This is a genomic window from Cupriavidus sp. USMAA2-4 (genome assembly GCF_001854305.1).
In the GTDB taxonomy this organism is placed as follows: domain Bacteria; phylum Pseudomonadota; class Gammaproteobacteria; order Burkholderiales; family Burkholderiaceae; genus Cupriavidus; species Cupriavidus malaysiensis.
The window spans coordinates 2,081,556-2,104,493 of sequence record NZ_CP017748.1 but is presented as its reverse complement, the minus strand read 5'-3'; the positions used below and the strand labels follow the sequence as shown (position 1 = coordinate 2,104,493).

Sequence of the window (22,938 nt, the reverse complement as noted above, 5' to 3'; positions counted from 1 at the left end):
GTATTGCGATAAGTGCACAGAACAGAATTCCAATTCGTCTCGGACTCACTCACTTAGGAATCTCCTTGTGAATATCGTCATTCTCGCCGCGGGCAAAGGCAAGCGGATGCACTCCGATCTGCCCAAGGTACTGCACCCGCTGGCCGGCCGGCCCCTGCTGGCCCATGTGATCGATACCGCGCGCTCCCTGTCGCCCTCGCGCCTGGTCGTGGTAGTCGGCCATGGCGCGCAGCAAGTGCGCACGGCGGTGGCGGCGGACGATGTCGCATTTGCCGAGCAGACCGAGCAGCTCGGTACCGGCCACGCCGTGATGCAGGCGCTGCCGCTGCTCGACCCGGCCCAGCCCACCCTGGTGCTGTATGGCGACGTGCCGCTGACCACGCCGGCGGCGCTGGCCGGGCTGGTCGCCGCAGCCGGCGCGGAGCGCTTCGGCATCCTCACGGTGGAGATGTCCGATCCTACCGGATACGGGCGCATCGTGCGCGATGCCGCCGGCAGCATCGTGCGCATCGTCGAGCAGAAGGACGCCAGCGAGGCCGAGCGCGCCATCGGCGAGATCAACACCGGCATCATCGTCTGCCCGACCGGCCATCTGCAGCGCTGGCTGGCCACCCTGGGCAACGACAATGCCCAGGGCGAGTACTACCTGACCGATACGGTCGCGCGCGCGGCCGCCGATGGTGTAGAGATCGTGTCGGCGCAGCCGGCCGCGCTGTGGGAGACGCTGGGCGTCAACAGCAAGGTGCAGCTCGCCGAGCTGGAGCGCATCCACCAGCGTAACCTGGCGCAGCGCCTGCTGGAGGCCGGCGTCACGCTGCTCGACCCGGCCCGCATCGATGTGCGGGGCGAACTGAGTTGCGGACGCGACGTGGTGATCGACGTCGGCTGCGTGTTCGAGGGGCGCGTGCACCTGGGCGACGGTGTGCAGGTGGGCGCGCACTGTGTGATCCGCGACAGCGTGGTCGATGCCGGGGCCAGGCTGCAGCCGTTCTGCCACCTGGAAGGGGCGCATGTCGGCCCGGCCGGGCGCATCGGCCCCTACGCGCGCCTGCGTCCGGGCGCGGAACTGGGCGAGGACGTGCACATCGGCAACTTCGTCGAGGTGAAGAACAGCCGCATCGCCGCCCATAGCAAGGCCAACCACCTGGCCTACGTGGGCGACGCCACGGTGGGTTCGCGCGTCAACATCGGCGCCGGCACCATCACCTGCAATTACGATGGCGTCAACAAGCATCGCACCGTGATCGAGGACGATGTCTTCATCGGTTCCGATACCCAGCTGGTGGCCCCGGTCACGATCCGGCGCGGCGCCACCATCGGTGCCGGCACCACGCTGACCAAGGAGGCGCCCGCCGACAAGCTGACCCTGTCGCGCGCCAAGCAGATGACCCTGGACGCCTGGCAGCGTCCGGTCAAGCTGCCCAAGCCCTAAGGTCCAATACCGAAGCCTGGCGGCGGCGCCCCGGGGGCGCCGCCGCCAGGCATCCTTACCAAGATCGTGCGCCGTGACGTGGCGCACCGCAGGGAGTTTCTGACATGTGTGGCATCGTCGGCGCGATCTCGTCGCGCAACATCGTTCCGGTCCTGATCGAGGGGCTGCGCCGCCTGGAGTACCGCGGCTATGATTCCTGCGGCGTGGCCGTGGTGCGCGAAGGCGCGCTCGAGCGCGCGCGCACCGTGTCGCGGGTGGCCGAGCTGGACGCCCAGACGCAGGCCTCGGGCCTGGCCGGCACCGTTGGCGTGGCGCACACGCGCTGGGCCACGCACGGCAAGCCGGATACGGCCAACGCCCACCCGCACTTCTCCGGCGAGACCATCGCGCTGGTGCACAACGGCATCATCGAGAACTATGAGCCGCTGCGCGAAGAGCTGCGCGCGGTCGGCTACGGCTTCGAGTCGCAGACGGACACCGAAGTGGTGGCCCACCTGATCCACCAGGCCTACAGCTATCCCAGCAGCGCCACGCGCGGCGACCTGTTCGCCTCGGTGCGCGCGGTCACCAAGCGCCTGCACGGCGCCTACGCCATCGCCGTGGTGTCCAAGGACCAGCCCGACCGCGTGGTCGGCGCGCGCGCCGGCTCGCCGCTGGTGGTGGCGCTGGGCGAGCACGAGGCCTTCCTTGCCTCGGACGCGCTGGCGGTGGCCGGTACCGCCAATCGCGCGATCTACCTCGAAGAGGGCGACGTGGTGGAGCTGACGCGCGACAGCGTGAAGATCCACGACGTGCATGACCGCGCCGTGGTGCGCGAGGCGCGCGAGGTGCAGGCGCATGCAGCCGCGGTCGAGCTCGGGCCCTACCGCCACTTCATGCAGAAGGAGATCTTCGAGCAGCCGCGCGCGCTGGGCGATACCCTGGAGGGCATCGACGCCATCGGGCCCGAGCTGTTCGGCGAACGCGCCGCCGAGATCTTCGCGCAGGTCGACAGCGTGCTGATCCTGGCCTGCGGTACCAGCTACTACTCGGGCTGCACCGCCAAGTACTGGCTGGAATCCATCGCCCGCATCCCGACCCAGGTCGAGGTGGCCAGCGAGTACCGCTACCGCGAGACGGTGCCGAATCCGCGCGCCCTGGTGATCGTGATCTCGCAGTCCGGCGAGACGGCCGACACGCTGGCCGCGCTGCGTCACGCCAAGGCGCTCGGCCACGAGCACACGCTGGCGGTCTGCAACGTGGGCACCAGCGCCATGGTGCGCGAGACCGAGCTGCGCTTCCTGACACGCGCGGGCACCGAAATCGGGGTGGCCTCGACCAAGGCCTTCACCACCCAGCTGGCCGCGCTGTACATGCTGACGCTGGCGCTGGCCAAGGTGCGTGGCCTGCTGGGCGAGCCGGCCGAGGCCGCCGCGCTGGCCAACCTGCGCCACCTGCCGGTGGCGCTGCACGGCGTGCTGGCGCTGGAGCCGCAGATCATGGCCTGGGCCGAGGAATTCGCGCGCCGCGAGAACGCGCTGTTCCTGGGCCGCGGCCTGCATTACCCGATCGCCCTGGAAGGCGCGCTCAAGCTCAAGGAGATCTCCTACATCCACGCCGAGGCCTACCCGGCCGGCGAACTGAAGCACGGTCCGCTGGCGCTGGTCACGGAGGCGATGCCGGTGGTGACGGTGGCGCCCAATGACGCGCTGCTGGAGAAGCTGAAGTCGAACATCCAGGAGGTGCGCGCACGCGGCGGCCGCCTCTATGTGTTTGCCGACAGCGACACCCATATCCAGTCGAGCGATGGCATCCAGGTGATCCGCATGCCCGAGCACTACGGCGCGCTGTCGCCCATCCTGCACGTGGTGCCGCTGCAGTTGCTGGCCTACCATACCGCCTGCGCGCGCGGCACCGACGTCGACAAGCCGCGCAACCTGGCCAAGTCGGTCACGGTGGAATAAGCGCGGCGGGCGCCGGGAGGCGCCCTGGCAACTTGATCAGTTGTTGCGACACACACGGTGGAGTTGTTGCGACGCTTGCGAAAAGCCTTATCGGTCAGGGGTTTGCAGCGTCGCAACAACCAGTCGGTGTTCCAGTCGGTGTTGCAGCAACTCGAGTTCCGCGTCAGGGACCGCATCAAGGAAGGCTACCCTGCAGTGCGGCCAAGCAGCCTACGTCGCTTCGCTATAAGTTGGCTGGTCCGCCAAGAGCGCAACAGAGTGCCGTCAGGTCGCGAATCGTGACATATCGGGCATATTCGCCGGGCGCAGTTTCCTTCGGATGATCCCGGACCAGCCACGCTGCCTGCAGGCCGGCGTTCAGCGCGCCGAGATAGTCGAGATGGAAGTCGTCCCCCACGTGGAGCAGTTCGGACGCTGGGACGCCAGCTGCTAGCGCGGCCGCGTGGAAGATGCCGGCCTGCGGCTTCGCAATTCCCACCGCGCGTGCGCTGAGCGTTTCGCGAAAGAACGCTCCACCACCGGTCAGCCGGAGGTCCGCATTGCCGTTAGTCAGGGCCACGAGAGGAAAGCGAGCGCTCAGCCACGTCAATGCCGGCCAGACATCCTCGAAGAATTCAACTTTCTGCCGGGCGGAGTAGAAGACACCATATGCCTCCTCAGCCAGGCCCATGTCTTCACCCGCGAGCGCTAAAGCCAGTTCGATGGAACCGATACGCAACGCTCGGTAGTTGCCGGCCAGGTCCGGCCTGGAATGCTCATAGTCGTTGCGCAGCTTCCCGAGCATCCCCCGCGCTGGCAATATGCGCGCGGTTCCGGGCGCATGCTTGACCAGCCATGCGTGAAGAGTCGCCTCGGCTCGCTCGACCGCAGGTTGAAACGGCCACAACGTGTCGTCAAGGTCGAGCGAAATGGCTGCTACGCCTGCGAAGCGCATAGGGGATGCAGAAGTGGCTGCGCTATACGCAGGTAATCTACCGAGTCCAGGACGATAGACCGATCAAGCCGGCCGGCGTTGAAGGCGATTTCGTCAACGCTCTCAACCAGGGCTGGGTCGACAACCAGCTTGATGGCTGACGAGAACGAGAAAGGAGGAATGGCTCCGATGACGCAGCCTGTTTCTCGCTGTGCGTCGTCGGGGGAGGCAAGCGTGGCCTTCTTGATGCCGGCCGCCAGAGCGACCTTCTTGAAGTCCAGCTTCCTGTCCCCTGGAAGGATGGCGAGAATCCAGGCCTGGCTATCGTCTTTGCTCTGGCAGAGCATCGCCTTCGCGCCTTGGCCGGGCGATGTCCCGCGAATCGCCGCAACCAGGTCCGACCGTCCTTCGGCGAGATGCTCGATGACGCGATACCTGGCTTGCTCTCGCTCAAGTAATTCGACCAGCTTTTCGTACATCGTCGACATGTTCTTCGTTTGTCTCCGGAGTCTCGCGGTTGCGTTCCAATGGCTGGCTGCCCTGGGCCCGTTCAGCCTTGACGACGGCGAGCCGACGCTAGCCTGCCACCAGTGAGCAGAAGCGTTCAAGGTCGATATTGCCGCCGCTGATGATGATGCCGACACGCTTGCCCTTGAGGGAGTCCTTCAAGTTCAGTGCCGCAGCCAGTCCAAGGCAGCCGGTGGGCTCGACAATCATCTTCATACGCGAAGCGTAGAACTTCATGGCGTTCACCAGTTCTGCGTCGGGTGCGGTGAGGATGTCGTCCACGTCCCGCTTGATGATGCCGAACGTATAGTTGCCGAGATGCTGTGTTTGCGCTCCGTCGGCGATGGTCTTTGGCGCATCGATGTGAACGATCTGGCCACTGCGAAACGACTGCTGGCCATCGTTGCCGGCTTCCGGTTCGACGCCATACAGCACGCATTGCGGTGCCAGTGCGCGAGTCGAGAGTGCCGAGCCCGATAGAAGGCCTCCACCGCCCAAGGGTACGAACAGGTAGTCCAGCTTGCCGACATGCTCGAACAGTTCTTTCGCTGCAGTCCCCTGGCCGGCGAGCACGTCCGGGTGGTCATACGGTGGAATCAGCGTAAGCCCCTGTTCCTGGGCCAGGCGACGCCCGATTGCTTCGCGGTCTTCGCTGTAGCGGTCGTAGATGACCACGTTGGCGCCATAGCCTTTCGTCGCGGCAACCTTGGCTGCGGGGGCGTCATGCGGCATCACGATGGTTGCCGGAATGCCCAGAATCCGGGCCGAGAGAGCAATGCCCTGAGCGTGATTGCCCGACGAGAATGCCACGACGCCGCTCTTGCGCTGTTCCGGAGAGAACTTCGACAGGGCGTTGAACGCTCCTCGGAACTTGAAGGCTCCCATTCGCTGGAAGTTCTCGCACTTGAGGAATACCTCGGCCCCGACCATCTGGTCCAGGGTGCGCGAGGTCTGTACCGGGGTGCGATGCGCAACGCCGGCGATGCGGTCCGCGGCGGCCACCACATCGGCATAAGCGGGGAGGTCAAAATCAGTCATGAAATGCTCGGATGTGTGATGTCGCTTACCATGGCCAAGCGACCTGGGTTCCCGTGCCCTTCGCAAGAGCGTGCTCATAGAGGAAGCGCGCGGCGGTCAGGTCTTGCAGCGCCAGGCCGGTCATGTCAAAGACAGTGATGTCGCTGGCGGAGCGCTCGAAGGGCGCCGTACCGGCCAGGAGGCCGCCGATTTCCGTACAGGGCAACTCCGGCGCCCACTGACACTCCCCGATGGTGCGGGCCTGCTCTTGGTCGTCGACGAAGATACGGGCACGTTGCAGCACGCCTTGCGGAAGCTCCCGCTTTCCTGCGGTGTCGGTACCCACGCAAGTGAGATGCGTGCCAGGCTGGACAGCTGCTGCGTCGAACAGCGCGCCACCACCGGGTGTGGCGGTAATGACCACGTCGCTATCGGCAACAGCTTCATTGCGGTCATGGGCAACGCTGATGGCGCAATGGTCACGAAATGCCATCTCGAATCGAGGTTCGGGCTCCCCCGAAATGCTCACGTAGCGGACGGTGCATCGCCGGGGCAGCATGCTCAGCGCATACTTGAGCTGCACGGTCGCCTGTACTCCAGTGCCAAAGACGCAGATCCTGGTGCTCTCGGGCCGAGCCAGCTGTTGCAGGCCCAGCGCACCCGCCGCCCCGGTTCGGGCCGTGGTGATCGCATTGCCGTCCATGATGCAGAGCGGCCGGCCGGTGTACGGGTCGAACAATGCGATTGTCGCTTGGTGCGGCTCTCCCCCCTTGGCCCGGTTGTTCGGCCAGAAGCCTGCGGCTTTGAAACCAAGCAAGTCCTGGCTCGCGACATCGCCAGACTTGATTCCAAAAACCCCCCTGGTGTGCAGTGTTTCGCGGACAACAGGGAAGACTCGCCCAGCACGCTGGCTGTGCAGGACAAAGGCTTCACGAACGGCGGCCAGGACTTGGTCCCCTTGAAGGGCGGGCTCGACGAAATCACGGTCGAGGAGAAGGAGTTGGGCGTCTGCGGGCATTGGATTGGACGAGCGGGTGGGCAACAGGGCGTTGGCATGCCTCAATGCAGGTCCGACCTGAGCGACTTGCCGGCGCCGGGAGTGCTGCGCCTGATGTGTAAATTATGTCTATAGTTAGATAAAACGTCAAATATAGAGGTCATCACGCGCATGTGCGCGCGATGACGCATTCGCATGCGGGTCGCGTGCGCTGCCTTAGCTGGAAACCGCGACCGTATCGGCGTGCTCCCCAACCGATGCCATCGTCAGTTCTTCCTCCTCCGGCGCTCCGGCAGCTGAGAGTTCGCCTTCCCACTTCGCCACCACGGCGGTGGCGATGCTGTTGCCCAACACGTTGGTCGCGGTGCGCCCCATATCGAGGATCTGGTCGATACCCATCACCAGCAGCAGGCCCGCCTCCGGCAGACCGAACATCGGCAGAATGGCAGCAACCACGACGAGCGAGCCACGCGGAACTGCTGCCATCCCCTTGCTGCTGATCATCAGGATCAGCAGCATCGTGATCTGGGTACCGATGGGCATATGAACGCCAAACGCCTGGGCGATAAAGACGGCGGCGAAGGCCTGGTAGACCATTGACCCATCGAGGTTGAACGAGTAACCCAGCGGCAGCACGAAACCAACCAGGCGCTTACGCACGCCAAAGCGCTGGAGCACTTCCGTGAGCTTCGGATAGGCAGCCTCACTACTGGCCGTCGAGAACGCAATCATCATCGGATCGCGAATGCTCTTGAGCAGCTCGTTCATACGGGAGCGCAAGACCGCACGACCAGCGCAGTACAGCGCAGTCCAGAGAGCGAACAGCGCGACGTAGAACCAACCGATCAGCTTTCCATACGTGAAGATGATGCCCGGGCCCTGCACGGTAACCGCGCCTGCAATGGCGGAGAAGATTCCGAAAGGCGCGAAAGCCATCACTGCATTGGTAGCGCGCAGCATGACTTCCATGACGCCATCAATCGTGCGCTTCAGGAATTCTCCGGCCGGGCCAGGCACTTTGCCCAATGCAATGCCGAAGAACAGCGAGAAGATCAGAATCTGCATGATCTGATTTGTCGCCATCGCCTCAGCAATGCTGCTCGGGAACAAATGGATCAAGAAGTCCTTGACGTTCAGCGCGCTCGTCTTGAGGTGGGTCGCCGCGTCAGCCGCTGGCAGCGGCATGTTCAGATGAGCGCCTGGCTGCGCCAGGTTGACGAATACCAGGCCGATGCCAAGAGACATCAGCGACGCGGCGATGAACCAAGCGAGCGCCTTCGTGCCGATGCGGCCGATGGATCTGCTTCCATCCATGCTCGAAATGCCGGAGACGAGCGTGGCAAAGACCAAGGGTGCAATGATCATCTTGACCATCTTCAGGAAGATGGTTGTCACCACACCGAAGTGAGAGGCGATGGCCTGGGCGGCTGCCTCGTCGACTGCGTATCGGTTGCAGGCAAAGCCAACGGCTACACCCAGGACCATGCTGAGGAGAATCCAGTGGGCAAGCTTCCACTTCTTCATGATGTCACTTCCTTTTCGATAAGGTCACGCAGCAGGTGCCAGGGCAACGGCCTCGATTGCTACGGCGCAGCCGCAGAGATCGAGGCCGTCTGCGCTATTCGTGCCGCCCGGGCGCATCGAGCCCACCGGGATCCTTGGCTTTTGCCGGGTCCTGGGCTGCTGCGCATCAGCGGCCACTGCGCAGTGGCCGACGGGCAGCGCAAGGAGCGCCGCGCATTGGCCCTGCAGCAACATCGACTGGCGCCTGTTCTCCACTTTCATCCTGTGTCTCCTCATTGGGGTGTCTTCGCATCACACGCCACACGGTCGCGTCCCGCAGTGGGCCCTGCTTGAATCGGACTAATTATCTATTATTAGATTTTTTGTAAAATAAGGGATTGCACGAGGAGACACGAAGGGGGCGAATGCCCTATACAATGCGACTAAACTTAGATAGAGAGTCCAGAATGACCAGAGGACGACTTACCAGCGAACAGCAGGCGATTCTTGAGCAGGTCAAGCAGATCGCAGCGGCACTCGGCGAGACGCTGGCACCATTCACAGAGGTTGTGGTCCACGACCTTCGCTCGCCGAAGCACGCGATTCTCGCCATCCATAACAACCTCTCCGGACGCAATGTGGGCGACCCCGCGACGGAGCTCGGCCTGGCTCGGATTGCCGACGACGACTACCCGCAGGTTCTGGCGAACTATGCGAACCGCTTCAGTGATGGGCGCCAGGCAAAGAGCACCTCGATCGGCATCAAAGACTCGGATGGCCACTACTTTGCCGCTCTTTGCTTGAATGTCGACGTGACGCTGTTCCGCAGCATCTCGACCATGCTGGACCAGTTCTCGGTCTCCAAGGGCAGCGCGGTGAAGGAGTCGTTGGATCCATCCACAGCCGACTCGCTTCGCGAGCGAATCGACCGGTTTGCGGTCGGCTTGGCAACTACGCCGCAGGCGCTCCGTACTGACCAGCGGAAGGCCCTGATGCAAGCGCTCAAGGAAGAGGGATACCTCGATCTGCGGCGGTCGATGGAGACGGTCGCGCAACACCTGGGGGTATCGCGCGCCACCGTCTACAACGACGCCCGATAGCGGCGGATGCGGCGGATGCGGCGGATGCCGCGCGAGGCGGCGTCCGCTCTACAGACTTGTCCGTCGCCAGAAGCCTTGGCCCGGCGTTGCGTTCCGCGGTCCCGGACCATGGCCATCCGGCCCGCGTCCACGATCCCACGCATTGACGTACAGGGCGCAGCAGCGTCGCCGGGCAGGTTTGGGCCGGGCGGCAACTGATCTGGTTTCACGATTTGGCCTGCATCCGCCAGTTCCCGGCGATGTCGCGATAACAGGGAGCATGTCGCAATAGGCAATTGAGGTTGCCGGCGCCGCCCCGGCGCGGCTTCCCCGACCCCCGCATCCTGCCGGATGCGGGGGTTTGTTTTTTTGCGGGCCGGATCATGGTGGCATCCTGCCGCCCCCCTTGAACCACTGTGCCGATATGTCGACTTTGTAAGTTCTTGTACATGAGAATGTTAACCATTATCATTTGCATTCTTATTTGTGATCAGGAACTGGCATCGTGCCGCAGGACCCGCTCTTCCTTCCCCGCCGTACGCTTCCCCTTGTCGTGGGTGCGCTCTTCAGCGCATGGGGTGTCCCGGGCGCCGCGCTGGCGCAGGAGGGCGAGGCGCTACCCACCATCGTGGTGACCGGCACGCGCTCGGAAAAACCGGTGGACGAGACGCCGGTGCGCACCGAGGTGGTGACCCGGCAGGAAATCGAGCGCACCCATGCGCGCACGCTCAAGGATGCGCTGGAGAACGTGCCCGGCCTGCAATTGCGCGAGATCCATGGCAAGTCGGGCTACGAGGTCAGCCTGCAGGGCATGACCAGCGACCAGGTGCTGGTGCTGATCGACGGTTTGCCGATCACCGCCAGCACCGGCTCCACCGTGGACGTCTCGCAGTACCTGCTGACCGAAGTCGACCGCATCGAGGTGGTCAAGGGCGCCAGCTCCGCCCAGTACGGCAGTTCGGCCATGGGCGGTGTGATCAACGTCATCACCCGGCCGATCGCGCGCGGCTTCTCCGGCGCGGCGTCGGCCGATGCCGGCAGCTACGGCGCGCAGAACGCCAGCGGCACGCCGGGAGCGCTGCACGGCAATGCCCGCGTCGAGGGCGGCGGCGCACGCTGGCGCGCGCGCCTCGCCGCCGATGCCCTCGACAACAAAGGCTTTGCGGTCGACCCGGACGGCTGGACCCGGCACGGCGACGCGGTGCGCCGCCAGCAGTACGCCGGCCGCCTGGAATGGCTGCCGGGCGCGGCGGGCAGCCTGTGGCTCGACGCCAGCGCCTATCGCGAGAACGACGAGCAGCGCTACCGTTACTACGCGCCGCCGCGCTACGTACCGCAGAGCAAGAGCGAGGATATCTCGCGCAAGCGCTTCGCCGCCGGCGCGCAGTGGCGTTTCGGCAACGGCGTGCAGGCGCGCGCGGCCGGCATGACCGAGGGCTACGACAGCACCACGCAGGAATACTCGAACGACTACCGCACCGCGACCCGTGCCTCGTCGCAGCGCACCGATCACCTGTCCCTGCAGTTCGACATGCCGGCATGGCGTTCGCAGCTCTGGCAGTTCGGCGGCGACCTGCACCGCGAGCGCCTGGAACAGACCGCCAACAACATCTCCGAGCTGCGCGGCAAGGCCGAGCGCAGCAGCGCCGAGCTGTACGCGCAGAACGACATCTTCTTCAACGAAACCTGGGAGATGGTGGTGGGCCTGCGCGGCCAGCGCGACTCGGACTTTGGCAGCCACTTCGCGCCCAAGGTGGGCGTGCGCGCCAACCTGCTTGACGGCCCGGCCTGGAAGGGCGTGCTGCGCGCCAACTTCGGCCAGGGCTACCGCGTGCCCAACCTGAAGGAGCGCCACTACCTGTTCGACCACAGCTCGCTCGGCTACATCGTGCTCGGCAACCCGGACCTGAAGCCGGAATCGTCCAACAGCTTCCAGTTCGGCGGCGCGCTGAGCTGGCAGGACCGCCTGACCCTCGACGCGAACCTCTTCTACAACCGCGTGACCGATCTGATCCAGACCGACATGAGCCACTTCACGGTCGTCAACGGGATCGCCGTCTACACCTACCGCAACGTGGCGCGGGCCAGGACACAGGGCCTGGAGACCTCGCTGCGCTGGCGCGCTACCAGCCGGCTCGACCTGACCGGGGCCTATACCTTCACCGATGCCGAGGACCTCGATACCGGCACCGAGCTGACCCGCCGCGCGCGCCACATGGCACGCCTCGGCGCCAACTGGCGCTTGCTGGCGGGCACCGAGCTGTCCTTGCGCGGCCGCTACCAGAGCAGCGAGCTGGTCGACTCGGGCTCGGGCGCCCGCTCGCCGGGCTGGACCACCGTCGACGTGGCGCTGAACCAGAAACTCGGCCGCGGCGTCACCGCCTTCGTCGGCGTCAACAACCTGTTCAACCGGCAGCGCGACTTCTCCAACGCCAACGACTTCGGGCCGGTCGCGGGCCGCTTTGTCTATCTCGGCGCGCGCTTCAGCGTCGACGCCGCGAAGTAGGCGCGCCGCGCGGCGCGCAGCCTATCCCAAACCACAACACAGGGGAGCATCAAGTGGAAGGAAAGAAGGGATTCACATCGGCACTCGGCGTGTCCATGCTGGCACTGGTGCTGGCGGCCTGCGGCGGTGGCGGAGATGGTGCCGATGGTGGCGGCAGCGCCATCGGCGGAGCGTCCGGCGGCAGCGGACAGTCGGGTGGCAGCGCCGCCACCAACGGCTTCACCCAGTCGGCCACGTGGACGTTCACGCTGCCTGCCTCGGGCAGCGCGGTCTGCTATGACTTCAACGCCAAGGCCGAGGTCGCCGGCTGCACCGGCAGCGCCTGGGACCTGAAGGTCAAGTCGGCCAACCGCTCGGCCACGCTGTGGACCAACAGCGGCAGCAGCGGCAGCGGCGCCGGCGGTGCTTTCGGCGGTCCGTTCGACCATGGCTGGGCCGAACTGCTGGCCTGGAAGAACGCCACCACCGACCCCGTCAGCGGCACCATCCCGGCCACGCTGTTCTTCAAGGACGCGGCCAGCGGCGTGTTCGCCGGCACCAACGACATCGGCTCGGCGGTCTTCGAGTACGGCGTGGGCGGCAGCAGCGACCACCTGCTGTACCCGAACTACCGCACCATCCTGATCACCGCCGACAGCAGCAAGGCCGACCCGGTCGGCACCGCCGCGGCCCCGGTGTTCGCGCTGCAGGTCACCGGCTACTACGGCGGCGCCGGCGGTACCACCTCGGGCAACCCGTCGTTCCGCTGGGTCGACCGCAGCGCGCCCGCCACGGTGCGCACCGCCACCGTCAACGCCGCCGCCGACTGGGTCTACTACGACCTGTCGGCCGGCGCCGTCACCACCGCCAGCGGCAACTGGCACATCGCCTTCAACCGCTACAACATCAAGCTCAACGGCGGCGAATCCGGCAGCGGCAAGGTGGCCGGCTTCCTCGCCAAGACCCCGGCCGGCTTCTACGACGGCAGCGGCAAGCCGGTGGCGGCCAGGTTCACCGATGCGTCCAACCTCGCCGCCACGCAGTCGGACCTGAGCGCGGCCGACCTGGCGCTGCCCACCGACCAGACCAAGTGGGTCAAGGACGGCACCGCGTCGCGGCTGAACCCGGCCTACACCGGCACCTATCCGAATCCGATGAACTTCGGCTGGTACACCTACTACCCGAGCGCCACCGCCGCCGCAGCCGCCGGCTTGCCCGCCGTGGCGCACCTGCTCAAGGCCAATCCCGGGAACGCCAGCCTGCTGCGCGGCGGCGAGGGTTCGACCTATGCGCGCTTCCACGTGACCAGGATCGCGTACGCGGACCCGAACGACTACAACAGCGCCCAGACCTGGACCATCGAATTCGACATCCAGCCCTGACGCGGCCTTCCGTTCCTCCCGGCCGCGGCGCCACCGTCGGGGGCGGGACCTTGAGCAGACAGATATGGAAAACCGACACGCACCCGATTCACTCGACTCAATCGACTCAATCGACAGCCTGCGCGCGCGCCACCAGCAGCTGGCCGCGCAGGAACCCAGGCTGCGCATCCGCGAGCGTGCGCTGCGCCTCGGCGTGCCGGAGGCGGCGCTGGTCGCCGCCGGCTGCGGCGTGCACGCGCGCCCGCTGGCCGGCACCGCGCAAGCGCTGTTCCGCGAACTCGGCACGCTCGGTCCGCTCATGGCGCTGTCGCGCAACGACGCGGCGGTGCACGAGCGCCACGGCCGCTACCTCGACATCCAGGCCGACGGACCGGTCGGCCTGGTGCTGGGGCCGGACATCGACCTGCGCCTGTTCTTCAACAGCTGGAAGCACTTCTATGCCGTCAGCGAGAACGGGCGCCACAGCCTGCAGTTCTTCGACCGGAGCGGCGAGGCCGTGCACAAGGTCTACCGCACCGAGCACACCGACGGCGCGGCCTGGGACGCCTACGTGGAGCGCTTTGCCACCGAGGCCGGCCTGCCCGTGGTGGCGGAGCCGCCGGGCGCGCCGGAGCAGGCCGAGGCGCCGGACGACGCCGGCGCGCTGCGCTCACACTGGCTGGGCCTGACCGATACCCATGACTTCTTCGCCATGCTGCGCCACTTCAAGGTGTCGCGCCTGGGCGCCTTGCGCGCGGCCGGGGCCGACCTGGCCCAGCCGGTCGCCGGCGACGCCGTGGAGGCCATGCTGGGCGCGGCGGCCGCCAGCGGCCTGCCCATCATGTGCTTCGTCGCCAATCGCGGCATCGTGCAGATCCATACCGGCCCGGTCAAGCGCCTGCTGCGCACGGGGCCGTGGTTCAACGTGCTCGACGACACCTTCAACCTGCACCTGAATACCGAGGCGGTGGCTTCAAGCTGGGTGGTCAACAAGCCCACCAGCGATGGCTGGGTCACCTCGCTGGAGCTGTACGGCGCCGACGGCGAACTGATCGTGCAGTTCTTCGGCGAGCGCAAGCCCGGCAAGCCGGAACTGCCGGCCTGGCGCAGCCTGATGGCATCGCTGTGCGCGCAGCCGCTGGCGGCGTGACGCGCGCTTCCGGGGGAGATCCGATGAAGATCCTGCAGAGATGGCGCCGGGCGGCGCTGCTTGGGATGCCGGGGCTGCTGTGCGCGGCCGGCCTGGCGCATGCGGCGGCGCCGGCGCGCGTGGTGGGCCTGGGCGGCCCCGTCACCGAGATCGTCTACGCGCTCGATGCCGGCGCCAGCATGGTCGGCGCCGACGCGTCCAGCCTCTACCCGCCGGCGGCGCTCAAGCTGCCCAAGGTGGGCTACTACCGCGCCTTTTCCGTCGAGGGCGTGGCCAGCCTGAAGCCGGACCTGGTGCTGGCTTCCGACCAGAGCGGCCCGCCGCAGGCCCTGGAACAGCTGCAGCGGCTGGGCAGCAAGGTGGTGGTGGTGCCGTCGGCGCCGACGCTCGCCGCGCTCGACCAGCGCATCCTCGGCGTGGCCGCGGCGCTCGGGGTGGAGGCGCGCGGCAGCGCGCTGGTCGGCCGCATCCATGCCGCCCTGCGCGACATCAGGCCGGTGCCGGCGCCGCTGCGGGTGCTGCTGGTCAGCAGCCATACCGGCAAGCTCGAGGCCGCCGGCGACGACACCGCGGCGGCGGCGATGCTGCGGCTGGTGGGCGCCACCAACGTGCTGCCGGCACAGTCGGGCTACAAGCCGTTCTCCGCCGAGGCGGCGGTGGCGCTGCGGCCCGATGTCATCGTGACCACCACCTTGTCGGTCCAGGCCAGCGGCAGCCTCGATGCCTTTCTCGCCCAGCCCGGCCTGAGCGCGACGCCGGCGGCCAAGGCGCGGCGCGTGGTGGTGATGGACGACCTGCTGCTGCTCGGCTTCGGCCCGCGCCTGCCCGAGGCGCTGCGCCAACTGGAGGCGGGGCTGGCCGCCAGGTCCTCACCGCGCTGAAGCCCGCGCTTCGACGTCCATACCTCGCCGGATCGACCCGTGAACGCTCTCCGCCTCTTGCTGCCGCGCCGGCCGTTGCGCCCGTCGCCACGGCGCGTCCTGGCCGTCCTGTGCGCACTGCTGGCCGTGGTCGCCATCTGCGCCGCCGCCAGCGGCGCGCTGGCCATTCCGCGCAGCCAGGTGCTGCCGCTGCTGTTCGACCCGGCCGCCGCGGGTGAAGCGGCCATGTGGCGCAGCGTGCTGCTGGAGGTGCGCCTGCCGCGCATCGTGCTGGCACTGACCGTCGGCGCCGGGCTGGCGCTGTCCGGCGCCGTCATGCAGGCGCTGTTCCGCAATCCGCTCGCCGAGCCGGGACTGATCGGCATTTCGCCGGGCGGTGCGATGGGCGCGGTGGCGGCCATCGTGCTGGGCGCGCAGGGCCTGGCGGGCATCGCCCCGGCCGCCTTCGCCGGCAGCCTGGCCGCCACGGCCCTGGCCTACCGCCTCGGCAGCCGGCGTCCCGGCGTGGCCAACCTGCTGCTGGCCGGGGTCGCCATCAACGCGATCTGTGCCAGCGTGGTGGGCTTCTTCACCTTCCAGGCCAGCGAGGTGCAGCTGCGCAACCTGACCTTCTGGAACCTGGGCAGCCTGGCCGGCGCGAGCTGGGCGCAGCTGGCCTGGCTGGTGCCGCTGGTGGCCGTGCTGTGCGCGCTGCTGATGCGCGACTGGCGCGCCATGAATGCGCTGCTGCTGGGCGAGCGCGAGGCCCAGCACCTGGGCTTCGACCTGGCGCGCCTGCGCCGCCGCCTGATTGTGCTGACGGCGTTGCTGGTCGGGCCGCTGGTGGCGGTGACCGGCACCATCGGCTTCGTCGGGCTGGTGGTGCCGCACCTGGTGCGCCTGCCGCTCGGCGCCGACCACCGCTGGCTGCTGCCCAATACACTGGCGGGCGGCGCCATCGCCCTGACGCTGGCCGACTGGCTGGCGCGCATGGTGGTGATCCCGGCCGAACTGCCGATCGGCATCGTCACCAGCCTGGTGGGCGGTCCCTTCCTGCTGTGGATGCTGGCGCGGAGGACGGCCTGAGATGCTGGTGCTGCGTGAACTCTGCTGCAGCCGCGGCGGCCGCGCCGTGCTGGCCGGCATCGACCTCGACGTGCGTGCGGGCGAGGTGCTGGGCGTGCTCGGCGCCAATGGCGCCGGCAAGACGACCTTGCTGAGCGTGGTGGCGGGCGAACTGCCCGCCGACCGTGGCGTGCTGGCGCTGGATGGCCGCGCCCTGCGGCAATGGCCGGCGGCGGCCCTCGCGCGCCGCCGCGCGGTGGTGCCGCAGTCGTCCAGCCTGGGCTTCGACCTCTCCGTGGCCGAGGTGGTGGCGATGGGCGCCTATCCGTTCCCCGAACTGGATGCCGGTGCGCTGGCGGCGCTGACGGCACGCGCGCTCGGCCTGGCCGATCTCGCCCGCATGGGCGGGCGCCGCTATCCGGACCTGTCCGGCGGCGAACAACAGCGTGTGCACTTCGCCCGCGCGCTGGTGCAGGCGCTGGCCGCGCGGCAACCGGGCGAATACCGCGCGCTGCTGCTCGACGAACCGATCTCCAGCCTCGATCCGCGCCACCAGTTGCAGCTGCTGCAGGCGGTGCGCGCGCTCAGCCGCGCGGAAGGGCTGGCGGTGCTGGTGGTCCTGCACGACGTCAACCTGGCCGCGCAATGGTGCGACCGGCTATTGTTGCTGGCCGGCGGCCGCGCCGTGGCCGAGGGCAGGCCGGCCGAAGTGCTGACGCCGGCGGTATTGGAGACGGTGTACGGCCTGCCGGCGCGGGTCCTGCCGGACCGGCAGGGGGAAGGGGAGGACGGCTTGCTGGTGCGCTTTGCGCTGCCGTCGCCCTGAGTGATGACCGGGCGGTGCCTGGGCGATGACTGGGTGGGCTCGCAGGCCGCCGCTCAGGTCGACGACCGCCGCGGCGCACCCGAAACGCCTTCGCCGGCGTCGGCCGGCAGCGCCGCGAACATCGGCCACGACGCCAGCACGAGCACGGCGATGGCGAGGAAGGCGCAGGCGAAGTCGAAGTGCTCGGCATGCGTGCGGCCGGATAGCAGCATGGTCAGCTGCATCGAGCCGGCGGCAATGGCCACGCCGACCGCCTTGGTCATCTGCTGCGCCGTGCCCTGGAAAGACGTGGCAGCCGACAGCCGCGCCGGCGGCACGTCGGCGAAGGCGAGCGCGCCCATCGAGGCGAAGCTGAGCGAGCGGCTCAGGCCGCCGCACAGCAGCAGCGCGAAGACGGCGGTCTCGGGCCAGGCCGGCGACAGCGTCGTGCAGACCGCCAGCATCAGCGCGAAGGAGATGCTGCCTGCGATCAACACCGTGCGCATCGGCAGCCAGTGCAGCGCGAAGCGCGTCATCGGCCGCATGCAGAACGAACCCAGCGCGCTGGCCAGCGAGATCAGGCCGCTCACCGACGCGCTCAGGCCGAAGCCGACCTGCAAGGTCAGCGGTAGCAGGAAGGGCAGGGCGCCGGCACCGGCGCGGAACAGGCTGCCGGCCACGGTGGCGGCATGGAAGGTGGGAATGCGCAGCAGCGAGAAGTCGATGGCCGGATGCGCGGTGCGGCGGCAGTGGCGCACGCTCAGCCAGGACAGCAGCAGGCCGGCGGCGATGCACAGCGGTGGCACGTAGCCGGGCAGCAGGCCGCGGCCGATCATCTCCACGCCGACCATCAGCGTGGTCAGCGCGAGCCCGACCAGCGCCATGCCGGTGAGGTCGGGCGCCGGCGGGCGCTCGCCCTGCGCGGGCGGAATCAGCCAGGCACTCAGCAGCAGGCCGGCCAGCCCGAAGGGGACATTGATCCAGAACACGCTGCGCCAGGACATGGCGTCGGTGAGGAAGCCGCCCAGCGGCGGGCCCAGCACGGGGCCCACCAGCGCGGGCATGGTCAGCCAGGTGGTGGCCGACAGCATCTCTTCACGGCGCACCTGGCGGAACAGGATCAGGCGGCCGACCGGCACCATCATGGCGCCGCCGATGCCCTGCAGCACGCGCGCGGCGATCAGGGCGGGCAGGCCGCTTGCCAGGGCGCACAGCACCGAGGCCAGCGTGAAGGTGGCGATGGCCGCCATGAACACGCGCTTGGCGCCGAAGCGGTCGGCGATCCAGCCGCTGATGGGAATGAATACCGTGAGCGCGATCAGGTAGGAGGTGATCGCGCTGCTCAGGTGGACCGGATTGACGCCGAGGTCACGTGCCATGCTGGGCAGCGCCGTGGCCACCACGGTGGCGTCGATGTTCTGCATGAACAGCGCGCTGGCGACGACGGCCGCGATGATGCGGAAATTGTGCTTGCCTGGCATGGAGGGGGGAGCGGGAGCGGCTTCCCGGCCGATTATAAGACGGCCGTGCCGCGGCTTGCCGCGCTCCCCGCGGCCGTCCGGGGCGGCCGCGTGCGGGGCTCAGGCGCGGGCTGCCCGGGGCGTCTGCGGCTCGCCCGCCGCGCCCTCCTTGCGCAGGCGTGCGCCCAGTGCCAGTACCGCCGCCAGCAGGCAGGCACCGCCGGCGACGTAGAGCGCCGGGGTATAGGTCAGCAGCAGTGTGCGGCTCAGGCCGGCGCCGTAGGCCGCGGTGGCCGCGCCGATCTGGTGGGCGGCGAAGATCCAGCCGAACACCATCGGCGCGCGCTCCTTGCCGAAGGCCACGCCGGCCAGCTTGACCGTGGGCGGTACGGTGGCGATCCAGTCCAGGCCATAGAACATGGCGAACAGTGACAGCCCGTACAGCGTGAAGGTGGAGTGTGGCAGCCAGAACAGCGACAGGCCGCGCAGGCCGTAGTACCAGAACAGCAGCTTGCGGCTGTCATAGCGGTCCGACAGCCAGCCCGAGCTGATGGTGCCGACGAAGTCGAACGCGCCCATCATGGCCAGCACCGAGGCGGCGGGCACGGCGCTCAGGCCGAAGTCGCCGCACAGCGTGATGAAGTGGGTCTGGATCAGCCCGTTGGTGCTGAGGCCGCAGATGAAGAAGGTGCCGGCCAGCACCCAGAACGTCTGCGTGCCCATGGCCTCGCGCAGGACCACGAAGGGGGTGCGCAGGTTGACCGCCGCGGGCGCAGGTTCCGGGGCGGCCGCCACGCTGGCCGGCACCTCGCCGAAGGCGGCCAGGCCGAGGTCGCGCGGACGGCTGCGCATCAGCAGCATCACCAGCACCGCCAGCACCGAGCAGGCGAGCAGCACCGGCACCACCGCCGAGCGCCAGCCCAGGTGCTCGATCAGCCAGGCGGCCAGGGGCAGGAAGGCGAGCTGGCCGGTGGCGGCGCTGGCCGTCAGGATGCCGACCACCAGGCCGCGCCGCGCGGTGAACCAGCGGTTGGCCACCAGCGCGGCCAGTACCAGCGCCGTCATGCCCGAACCGATGCCCAGCATCAGGCCCCAGGCGATGAAAAGCTGCCACAGTTCGCGCACCACGGTGGCCAGGGCCATGCCGCCCGCGATCAGCGCCAGCGCGGTGGCCACGACCCGGCGCACGCCGAAGCGCTCCATCAGCATGGCCGAGAATGGCGCCATCAGCCCATACAAGGCGAAGCGCACGGCCAGCACCGAGGAGATCTGCTCGGTGCTCCAGCCATGCTCGCGCGAGAGCGGGAGCAGGAAGGCGCCCGGCAGGCCGAGCGCCGCCGAAGTGGTGAGCATGACCAGGAAGGTCAGGGCGGCGATGAGCCACGCGTAGTGGATGCCGCGCCGGTCGAGCCGGCGGTTGAGTCGTGTCGAGAGCATGGGCGGTGTGCGGGGACTTGCCGCGCGAGGCGTGGTGCCTGCCGCGGCCGGGTTTGCCGGTTTGCCGGGTTTGCGTTATGGGGGACCGCTATGGGGGACCGTTATGGGGGACGGGAGGCGTGGCCTGCGCCGGGGCGCCTGAGCGCCTAGCCGCCTTCGGCGGCCTCGGCGCTGCCCGCGCCGAGGATCAGTTCGCGCATGCCGGCGAGGAAGTCGTCGGCGTCCGGGCTGTCCACGGTGGCACGCGCCAGCATCACGGCTCCGGTCATCGCCGCCAGCTCGGCCATGGCGCGGCGCCGGCGCACGGCCGGGTCGGCCTCGTCGATAGTGCGCTCCCATTGGGCCACCAGCTGCTGCAGCCCGTCGCGGAAGGCCTGGCGCACCGGCTTGTCGGCGGCCTCGCGCGCGACGTCGACGCACATCGCCACCGCCGGGCAGCCGCCACCGGGGTCGTCGCGATGGCGCGCGGAAAGATAGGGGCCGGCGATGCGCTCGCGCATGGCGTGGCGGTCGTCCCCCGCCTCCGCGAGACGACGGTCCCAGCGCTGCGCCGACTCGGCGAAGGCGCGCCCGCAGGCGATCGCGGCGAGTGCGTCCTTCGAATCGAAATGGCTGTAGAAGCCGCCGTGCGTCAGGCCGGCCGAGCCCATCAGTTCCGCTACGCTGATGCCGTTCAGGCCGCGTTCGCGGAACAAGCGCGATGACGCGGCCTCGATGGCTTCGCGATGCTTCTCTGCCTGTTCGCGGGATGATCTTGCCATGGGAGGGCTCCTTCCTTGGGGTTGTCGGGATATTAGATGATGGTTGTCATCTAATCAAGCCGGATCTGCGGTGGGCCTGCAAGGTGGCGGAAGAGGAGGCGGAAGAGGAGGCGGAAGAGGAGGCGGCAGGCGAGGGAAGGCGCGAGGCTCGGCCCAGGCCGCGCCGTGCAGACTTTCCGAATTCCGGCTACACTGCGCCCGCAATGACGCATGTGGCGCTTCGGGATCCCGGCAGCGCACGCTATCCAGCAAAGTCCATCCAAGGCGGGGTGGCAGAGTGGTGATGCGACGGCCTGCAAAGCCGTTCACGACGGTTCGATTCCGTATCCCCGCCTCCAGTTTTCCTTTGGTTTCCCCGTTTCCTGCCGTTATCCCGCTCTTTGCAGTGCCGGGTATGCCGCACGCACGCCGTCGTCTATGGAACAATGGCGCGAAGCGCATCCATGCGGCCGCTCCCGGGCCGTTCGAACGGTAGTTCGAGCCGTGGTTCGAGCCATCGTTGGCGCGATCCGGGAACCCAGAGACAAGAAGCAGATCTCCATCGCGGAGCCCCGCCGGCACGGCGGGTCAAGGAGATGATCCATGACTAGAGACTTGCAGCTCCGCGGGGCGCAGGCGACCGACCTGCACGCCATCGCGGCCTTGCTGGAACGCTGCGGCTTGCACGCGGCGGATATCGAACCGCTGCTGCCGTGGTTCCACGTGGCCGTGATGGATGGCCGCGTGGTCGGTTGCGCCGGCGCCGAGCGCTATGGCAAGAGCGTGGTGGTGCGCTCGGTGGCGGTTCTGCCCGACTACCGCGACCGTGGCATCGCTTCCCATCTCGTGCAGAGCGTGCTGACCCGCGCCCGCGCCGACGGCTGCCGCCATGCGGTGCTGCTGTCGGCCAGCTGCCCCAGCTACTTCGCGCGCTACGGCTTCTCGCTGGTGACGGCTTCGCGTCTGCCGCCCGAGGTGCTGGCGTCGGCGGAATTCCACCGCGACGCCGGGGTGCCGGCGCTGTGCATGCAGTGCGTGCTGTAGCGGCGGCGTGCCCGGCAGCGCCTCCGGCGGTGCCTGCCGGCGTCTAGCGTGCGGCCGCGGCCAGGCGCCCGCGCTTGGGCTCGCAACGGCTGATTTCCACCGTCACGTGTACCAGCTCGGTGTGCACGGACAGGGCCTGGCGCACGCGCTGCGGCGTCAGGGCCCGATCGTGAGTGACCAGGCCGACGATGCAGGCGAAGCGCTCCTTGCCGACACGCCACACATGCAGGTCGGTCACGCGCGTGCCTTCCTCGCCCTCGCCGAAGGCGGCCAGGGCGTCACGCACCTCTTCCACCACCGGGTGGTCCATCTCGCGGTCGAGCAGCACCACGCCGCTCTGCTTCAGCAGGCCCCAGGCCCAGCGCCCGACCAGCACGGCACCCAGCAGGCCCATCGCCGGGTCGAGCCAGCGCCAGCCCAGCCACCAGCCGCCGGCCAGCGCCAGCACCGCGAGCACGGAGGTGGCGGCGTCGGCGATCACGTGCAGATAGGCCGAGCGCAGGTTGATGTCGTGGCCGTGGTGATGGGCATGACCGTGCGCATGTCCGTGGCCGTTCCCATGGTCGGGATCGTGATCGTGCCCATGATCATGGCGATGCCCGTGGTGGGCATGGCCCAGGATCCTCGCGCAGGCGAGGTTGACCAGCAGGCCCAGCACGGTCACCGTCAGCGCTTCGCGGTAATGGATGGCCTGCGGGCTGAACAGGCGCTCGACCGAACCGAAGGCCATCAGCGCCGCCACCCCGAGCAGGAACACGGCGCTGGCGAAGGCGGCCAGGACTTCGATCTTCCAGGTGCCGAAGGCGAAGCGCGCGTCGCCCGCGTGGCGGCGTGCGGCGCCATAGGCGAAGGCCGACAGGCCGATGGCGAGCGCGTGCGAACTCATGTGCCAGCCGTCGGCCAGCAGCGCCATCGAGTTGAACCACAGGCCGGCAGCGATTTCCACCACCATGGTGGCGAGCGTGATCCACATCACCAGCCGCGTGCCGCGCTCGGCCATGCGGTTGCCGGTGTCGAAGACGTGGCTGTGGGTCCACGCGGAGAGGTCCTGGGTATGCATGGAGTGGCTCCGGCGAACGGGCAGCAGGTGCCCCGCATGGAACAGCGTAGCAGTATCCCACGCGCAGTAGCGGGCTTCCT

The 22,938-nt window shown here is 68.1% G+C and carries 20 protein-coding genes and 1 tRNA gene; 11 read left to right on the top strand and 10 right to left on the bottom strand.

All coding sequences use genetic code 11. The annotated features are described in order from the left end of the window. Positions 1-67: 67 nt before the first annotated feature. Together glmU and glmS are read left to right on the top strand one after the other, a co-directional pair. Complete coding sequence (gene glmU, locus BKK79_RS09240; protein ID WP_071010813.1) at positions 68-1,432, top strand: bifunctional UDP-N-acetylglucosamine diphosphorylase/glucosamine-1-phosphate N-acetyltransferase GlmU; 1,365 nt, start codon at positions 68-70, stop codon at positions 1,430-1,432. A 104-nt stretch (positions 1,433-1,536) separates the two neighbouring features. Beyond that, positions 1,537-3,375 carry a glutamine--fructose-6-phosphate transaminase (isomerizing) gene (gene glmS / locus BKK79_RS09235; protein WP_071010814.1) on the top strand — a complete coding sequence of 613 codons (1,839 nt, stop codon included), beginning with the start codon at positions 1,537-1,539 and terminating at the stop codon, positions 3,373-3,375. A gap of 223 nt (positions 3,376-3,598) precedes the next feature. On the opposite strand, the gene BKK79_RS09230 is transcribed toward glmS, so the two are convergent. The 6 genes from BKK79_RS09230 to BKK79_RS09205 all read right to left on the bottom strand — a co-directional run bounded on the left by BKK79_RS09230 (position 3,599) and on the right by BKK79_RS09205 (position 8,594). Next, positions 3,599-4,309: an HAD family hydrolase gene (locus BKK79_RS09230; RefSeq protein WP_071037572.1), complete on the bottom strand. Its 711-nt coding sequence runs from the start codon at positions 4,307-4,309 to the stop codon at positions 3,599-3,601. After that, on the bottom strand, positions 4,291-4,767 hold the full coding sequence (locus BKK79_RS09225) for a YbaK/prolyl-tRNA synthetase associated domain-containing protein (RefSeq protein WP_071016009.1): 477 nt from the start codon (positions 4,765-4,767) through the stop codon (positions 4,291-4,293). Before BKK79_RS09225 ends, BKK79_RS09230 begins: the two co-directional genes overlap by 19 nt. Before the next feature lie 97 nt (positions 4,768-4,864). Further along, the gene (locus tag BKK79_RS09220) at positions 4,865-5,833 is read right to left on the bottom strand and encodes a threo-3-hydroxy-L-aspartate ammonia-lyase (RefSeq protein WP_071037571.1); all 969 of its coding nucleotides are present in this window, start codon (positions 5,831-5,833) and stop codon (positions 4,865-4,867) included. A gap of 25 nt (positions 5,834-5,858) precedes the next feature. Next, positions 5,859-6,830 carry an ornithine cyclodeaminase family protein gene (locus BKK79_RS09215; protein WP_071037570.1) on the bottom strand — a complete coding sequence of 324 codons (972 nt, stop codon included), beginning with the start codon at positions 6,828-6,830 and terminating at the stop codon, positions 5,859-5,861. Positions 6,831-7,025: 195 nt separating this feature from the next. Beyond that, positions 7,026-8,333 (bottom strand): dicarboxylate/amino acid:cation symporter, encoded by a 1,308-nt coding sequence (locus BKK79_RS09210; protein WP_071037569.1) that lies wholly within the window; start codon positions 8,331-8,333, stop codon positions 7,026-7,028. 24 nt (positions 8,334-8,357) lie between these two features. Further along, positions 8,358-8,594: a hypothetical protein gene (locus BKK79_RS09205; RefSeq protein ID WP_071010819.1), complete on the bottom strand. Its 237-nt coding sequence runs from the start codon at positions 8,592-8,594 to the stop codon at positions 8,358-8,360. 185 nt (positions 8,595-8,779) lie between these two features. Between BKK79_RS09205 and BKK79_RS09200 the strand changes: the two genes are divergently transcribed. The 7 genes from BKK79_RS09200 to BKK79_RS09170 all read left to right on the top strand — a co-directional run bounded on the left by BKK79_RS09200 (position 8,780) and on the right by BKK79_RS09170 (position 17,138). Next, the gene (locus BKK79_RS09200) at positions 8,780-9,412 is read left to right on the top strand and encodes a helix-turn-helix transcriptional regulator (protein WP_071010820.1); all 633 of its coding nucleotides are present in this window, start codon (positions 8,780-8,782) and stop codon (positions 9,410-9,412) included. A 484-nt stretch (positions 9,413-9,896) separates the two neighbouring features. Further along, complete coding sequence (locus BKK79_RS09195; RefSeq protein WP_232346288.1) at positions 9,897-11,897, top strand: TonB-dependent receptor plug domain-containing protein; 2,001 nt, start codon at positions 9,897-9,899, stop codon at positions 11,895-11,897. A 53-nt stretch (positions 11,898-11,950) separates the two neighbouring features. Continuing rightward, on the top strand, positions 11,951-13,258 hold the full coding sequence (locus BKK79_RS09190; RefSeq protein ID WP_232346287.1) for an HmuY family protein: 1,308 nt from the start codon (positions 11,951-11,953) through the stop codon (positions 13,256-13,258). Positions 13,259-13,322: 64 nt separating this feature from the next. After that, positions 13,323-14,387: a hemin-degrading factor gene (locus tag BKK79_RS09185; RefSeq protein ID WP_071037567.1), complete on the top strand. Its 1,065-nt coding sequence runs from the start codon at positions 13,323-13,325 to the stop codon at positions 14,385-14,387. Between the two features lie 23 nt (positions 14,388-14,410). Then, positions 14,411-15,268, top strand: a complete 858-nt coding sequence (locus BKK79_RS09180; RefSeq protein ID WP_071010823.1) for a heme/hemin ABC transporter substrate-binding protein — start codon at positions 14,411-14,413, stop codon at positions 15,266-15,268. Positions 15,269-15,388: 120 nt separating this feature from the next. After that, positions 15,389-16,333: a FecCD family ABC transporter permease gene (locus BKK79_RS09175; protein ID WP_156811340.1), complete on the top strand. Its 945-nt coding sequence runs from the start codon at positions 15,389-15,391 to the stop codon at positions 16,331-16,333. 1 nt (position 16,334) lies between these two features. Next, complete coding sequence (locus tag BKK79_RS09170; protein ID WP_071037566.1) at positions 16,335-17,138, top strand: heme ABC transporter ATP-binding protein; 804 nt, start codon at positions 16,335-16,337, stop codon at positions 17,136-17,138. A 53-nt stretch (positions 17,139-17,191) separates the two neighbouring features. On the opposite strand, the gene BKK79_RS09165 is transcribed toward BKK79_RS09170, so the two are convergent. From BKK79_RS09165 to BKK79_RS09155, 3 genes are all read right to left on the bottom strand, one after another. Next, positions 17,192-18,598: an MDR family MFS transporter gene (locus tag BKK79_RS09165; protein WP_071037565.1), complete on the bottom strand. Its 1,407-nt coding sequence runs from the start codon at positions 18,596-18,598 to the stop codon at positions 17,192-17,194. 99 nt (positions 18,599-18,697) lie between these two features. Continuing rightward, positions 18,698-20,014: an MFS transporter gene (locus tag BKK79_RS09160; RefSeq protein ID WP_071037564.1), complete on the bottom strand. Its 1,317-nt coding sequence runs from the start codon at positions 20,012-20,014 to the stop codon at positions 18,698-18,700. Between the two features lie 146 nt (positions 20,015-20,160). After that, positions 20,161-20,775 carry a TetR/AcrR family transcriptional regulator gene (locus BKK79_RS09155; protein ID WP_071010827.1) on the bottom strand — a complete coding sequence of 205 codons (615 nt, stop codon included), beginning with the start codon at positions 20,773-20,775 and terminating at the stop codon, positions 20,161-20,163. Between the two features lie 263 nt (positions 20,776-21,038). On the opposite strand from BKK79_RS09155, the gene BKK79_RS09150 reads away from it, so the two are divergent. After that, a tRNA-Cys gene (locus BKK79_RS09150) sits at positions 21,039-21,113 on the top strand. Positions 21,114-21,357: 244 nt separating this feature from the next. Then, complete coding sequence (locus tag BKK79_RS09145) at positions 21,358-21,798, top strand: GNAT family N-acetyltransferase (protein WP_071037563.1); 441 nt, start codon at positions 21,358-21,360, stop codon at positions 21,796-21,798. A gap of 43 nt (positions 21,799-21,841) precedes the next feature. Here BKK79_RS09145 and dmeF read toward each other — a convergent pair whose 3' ends face one another. Beyond that, positions 21,842-22,858: a CDF family Co(II)/Ni(II) efflux transporter DmeF gene (gene dmeF, locus BKK79_RS09140; RefSeq protein WP_071037562.1), complete on the bottom strand. Its 1,017-nt coding sequence runs from the start codon at positions 22,856-22,858 to the stop codon at positions 21,842-21,844. Positions 22,859-22,938 lie beyond the last annotated feature (80 nt).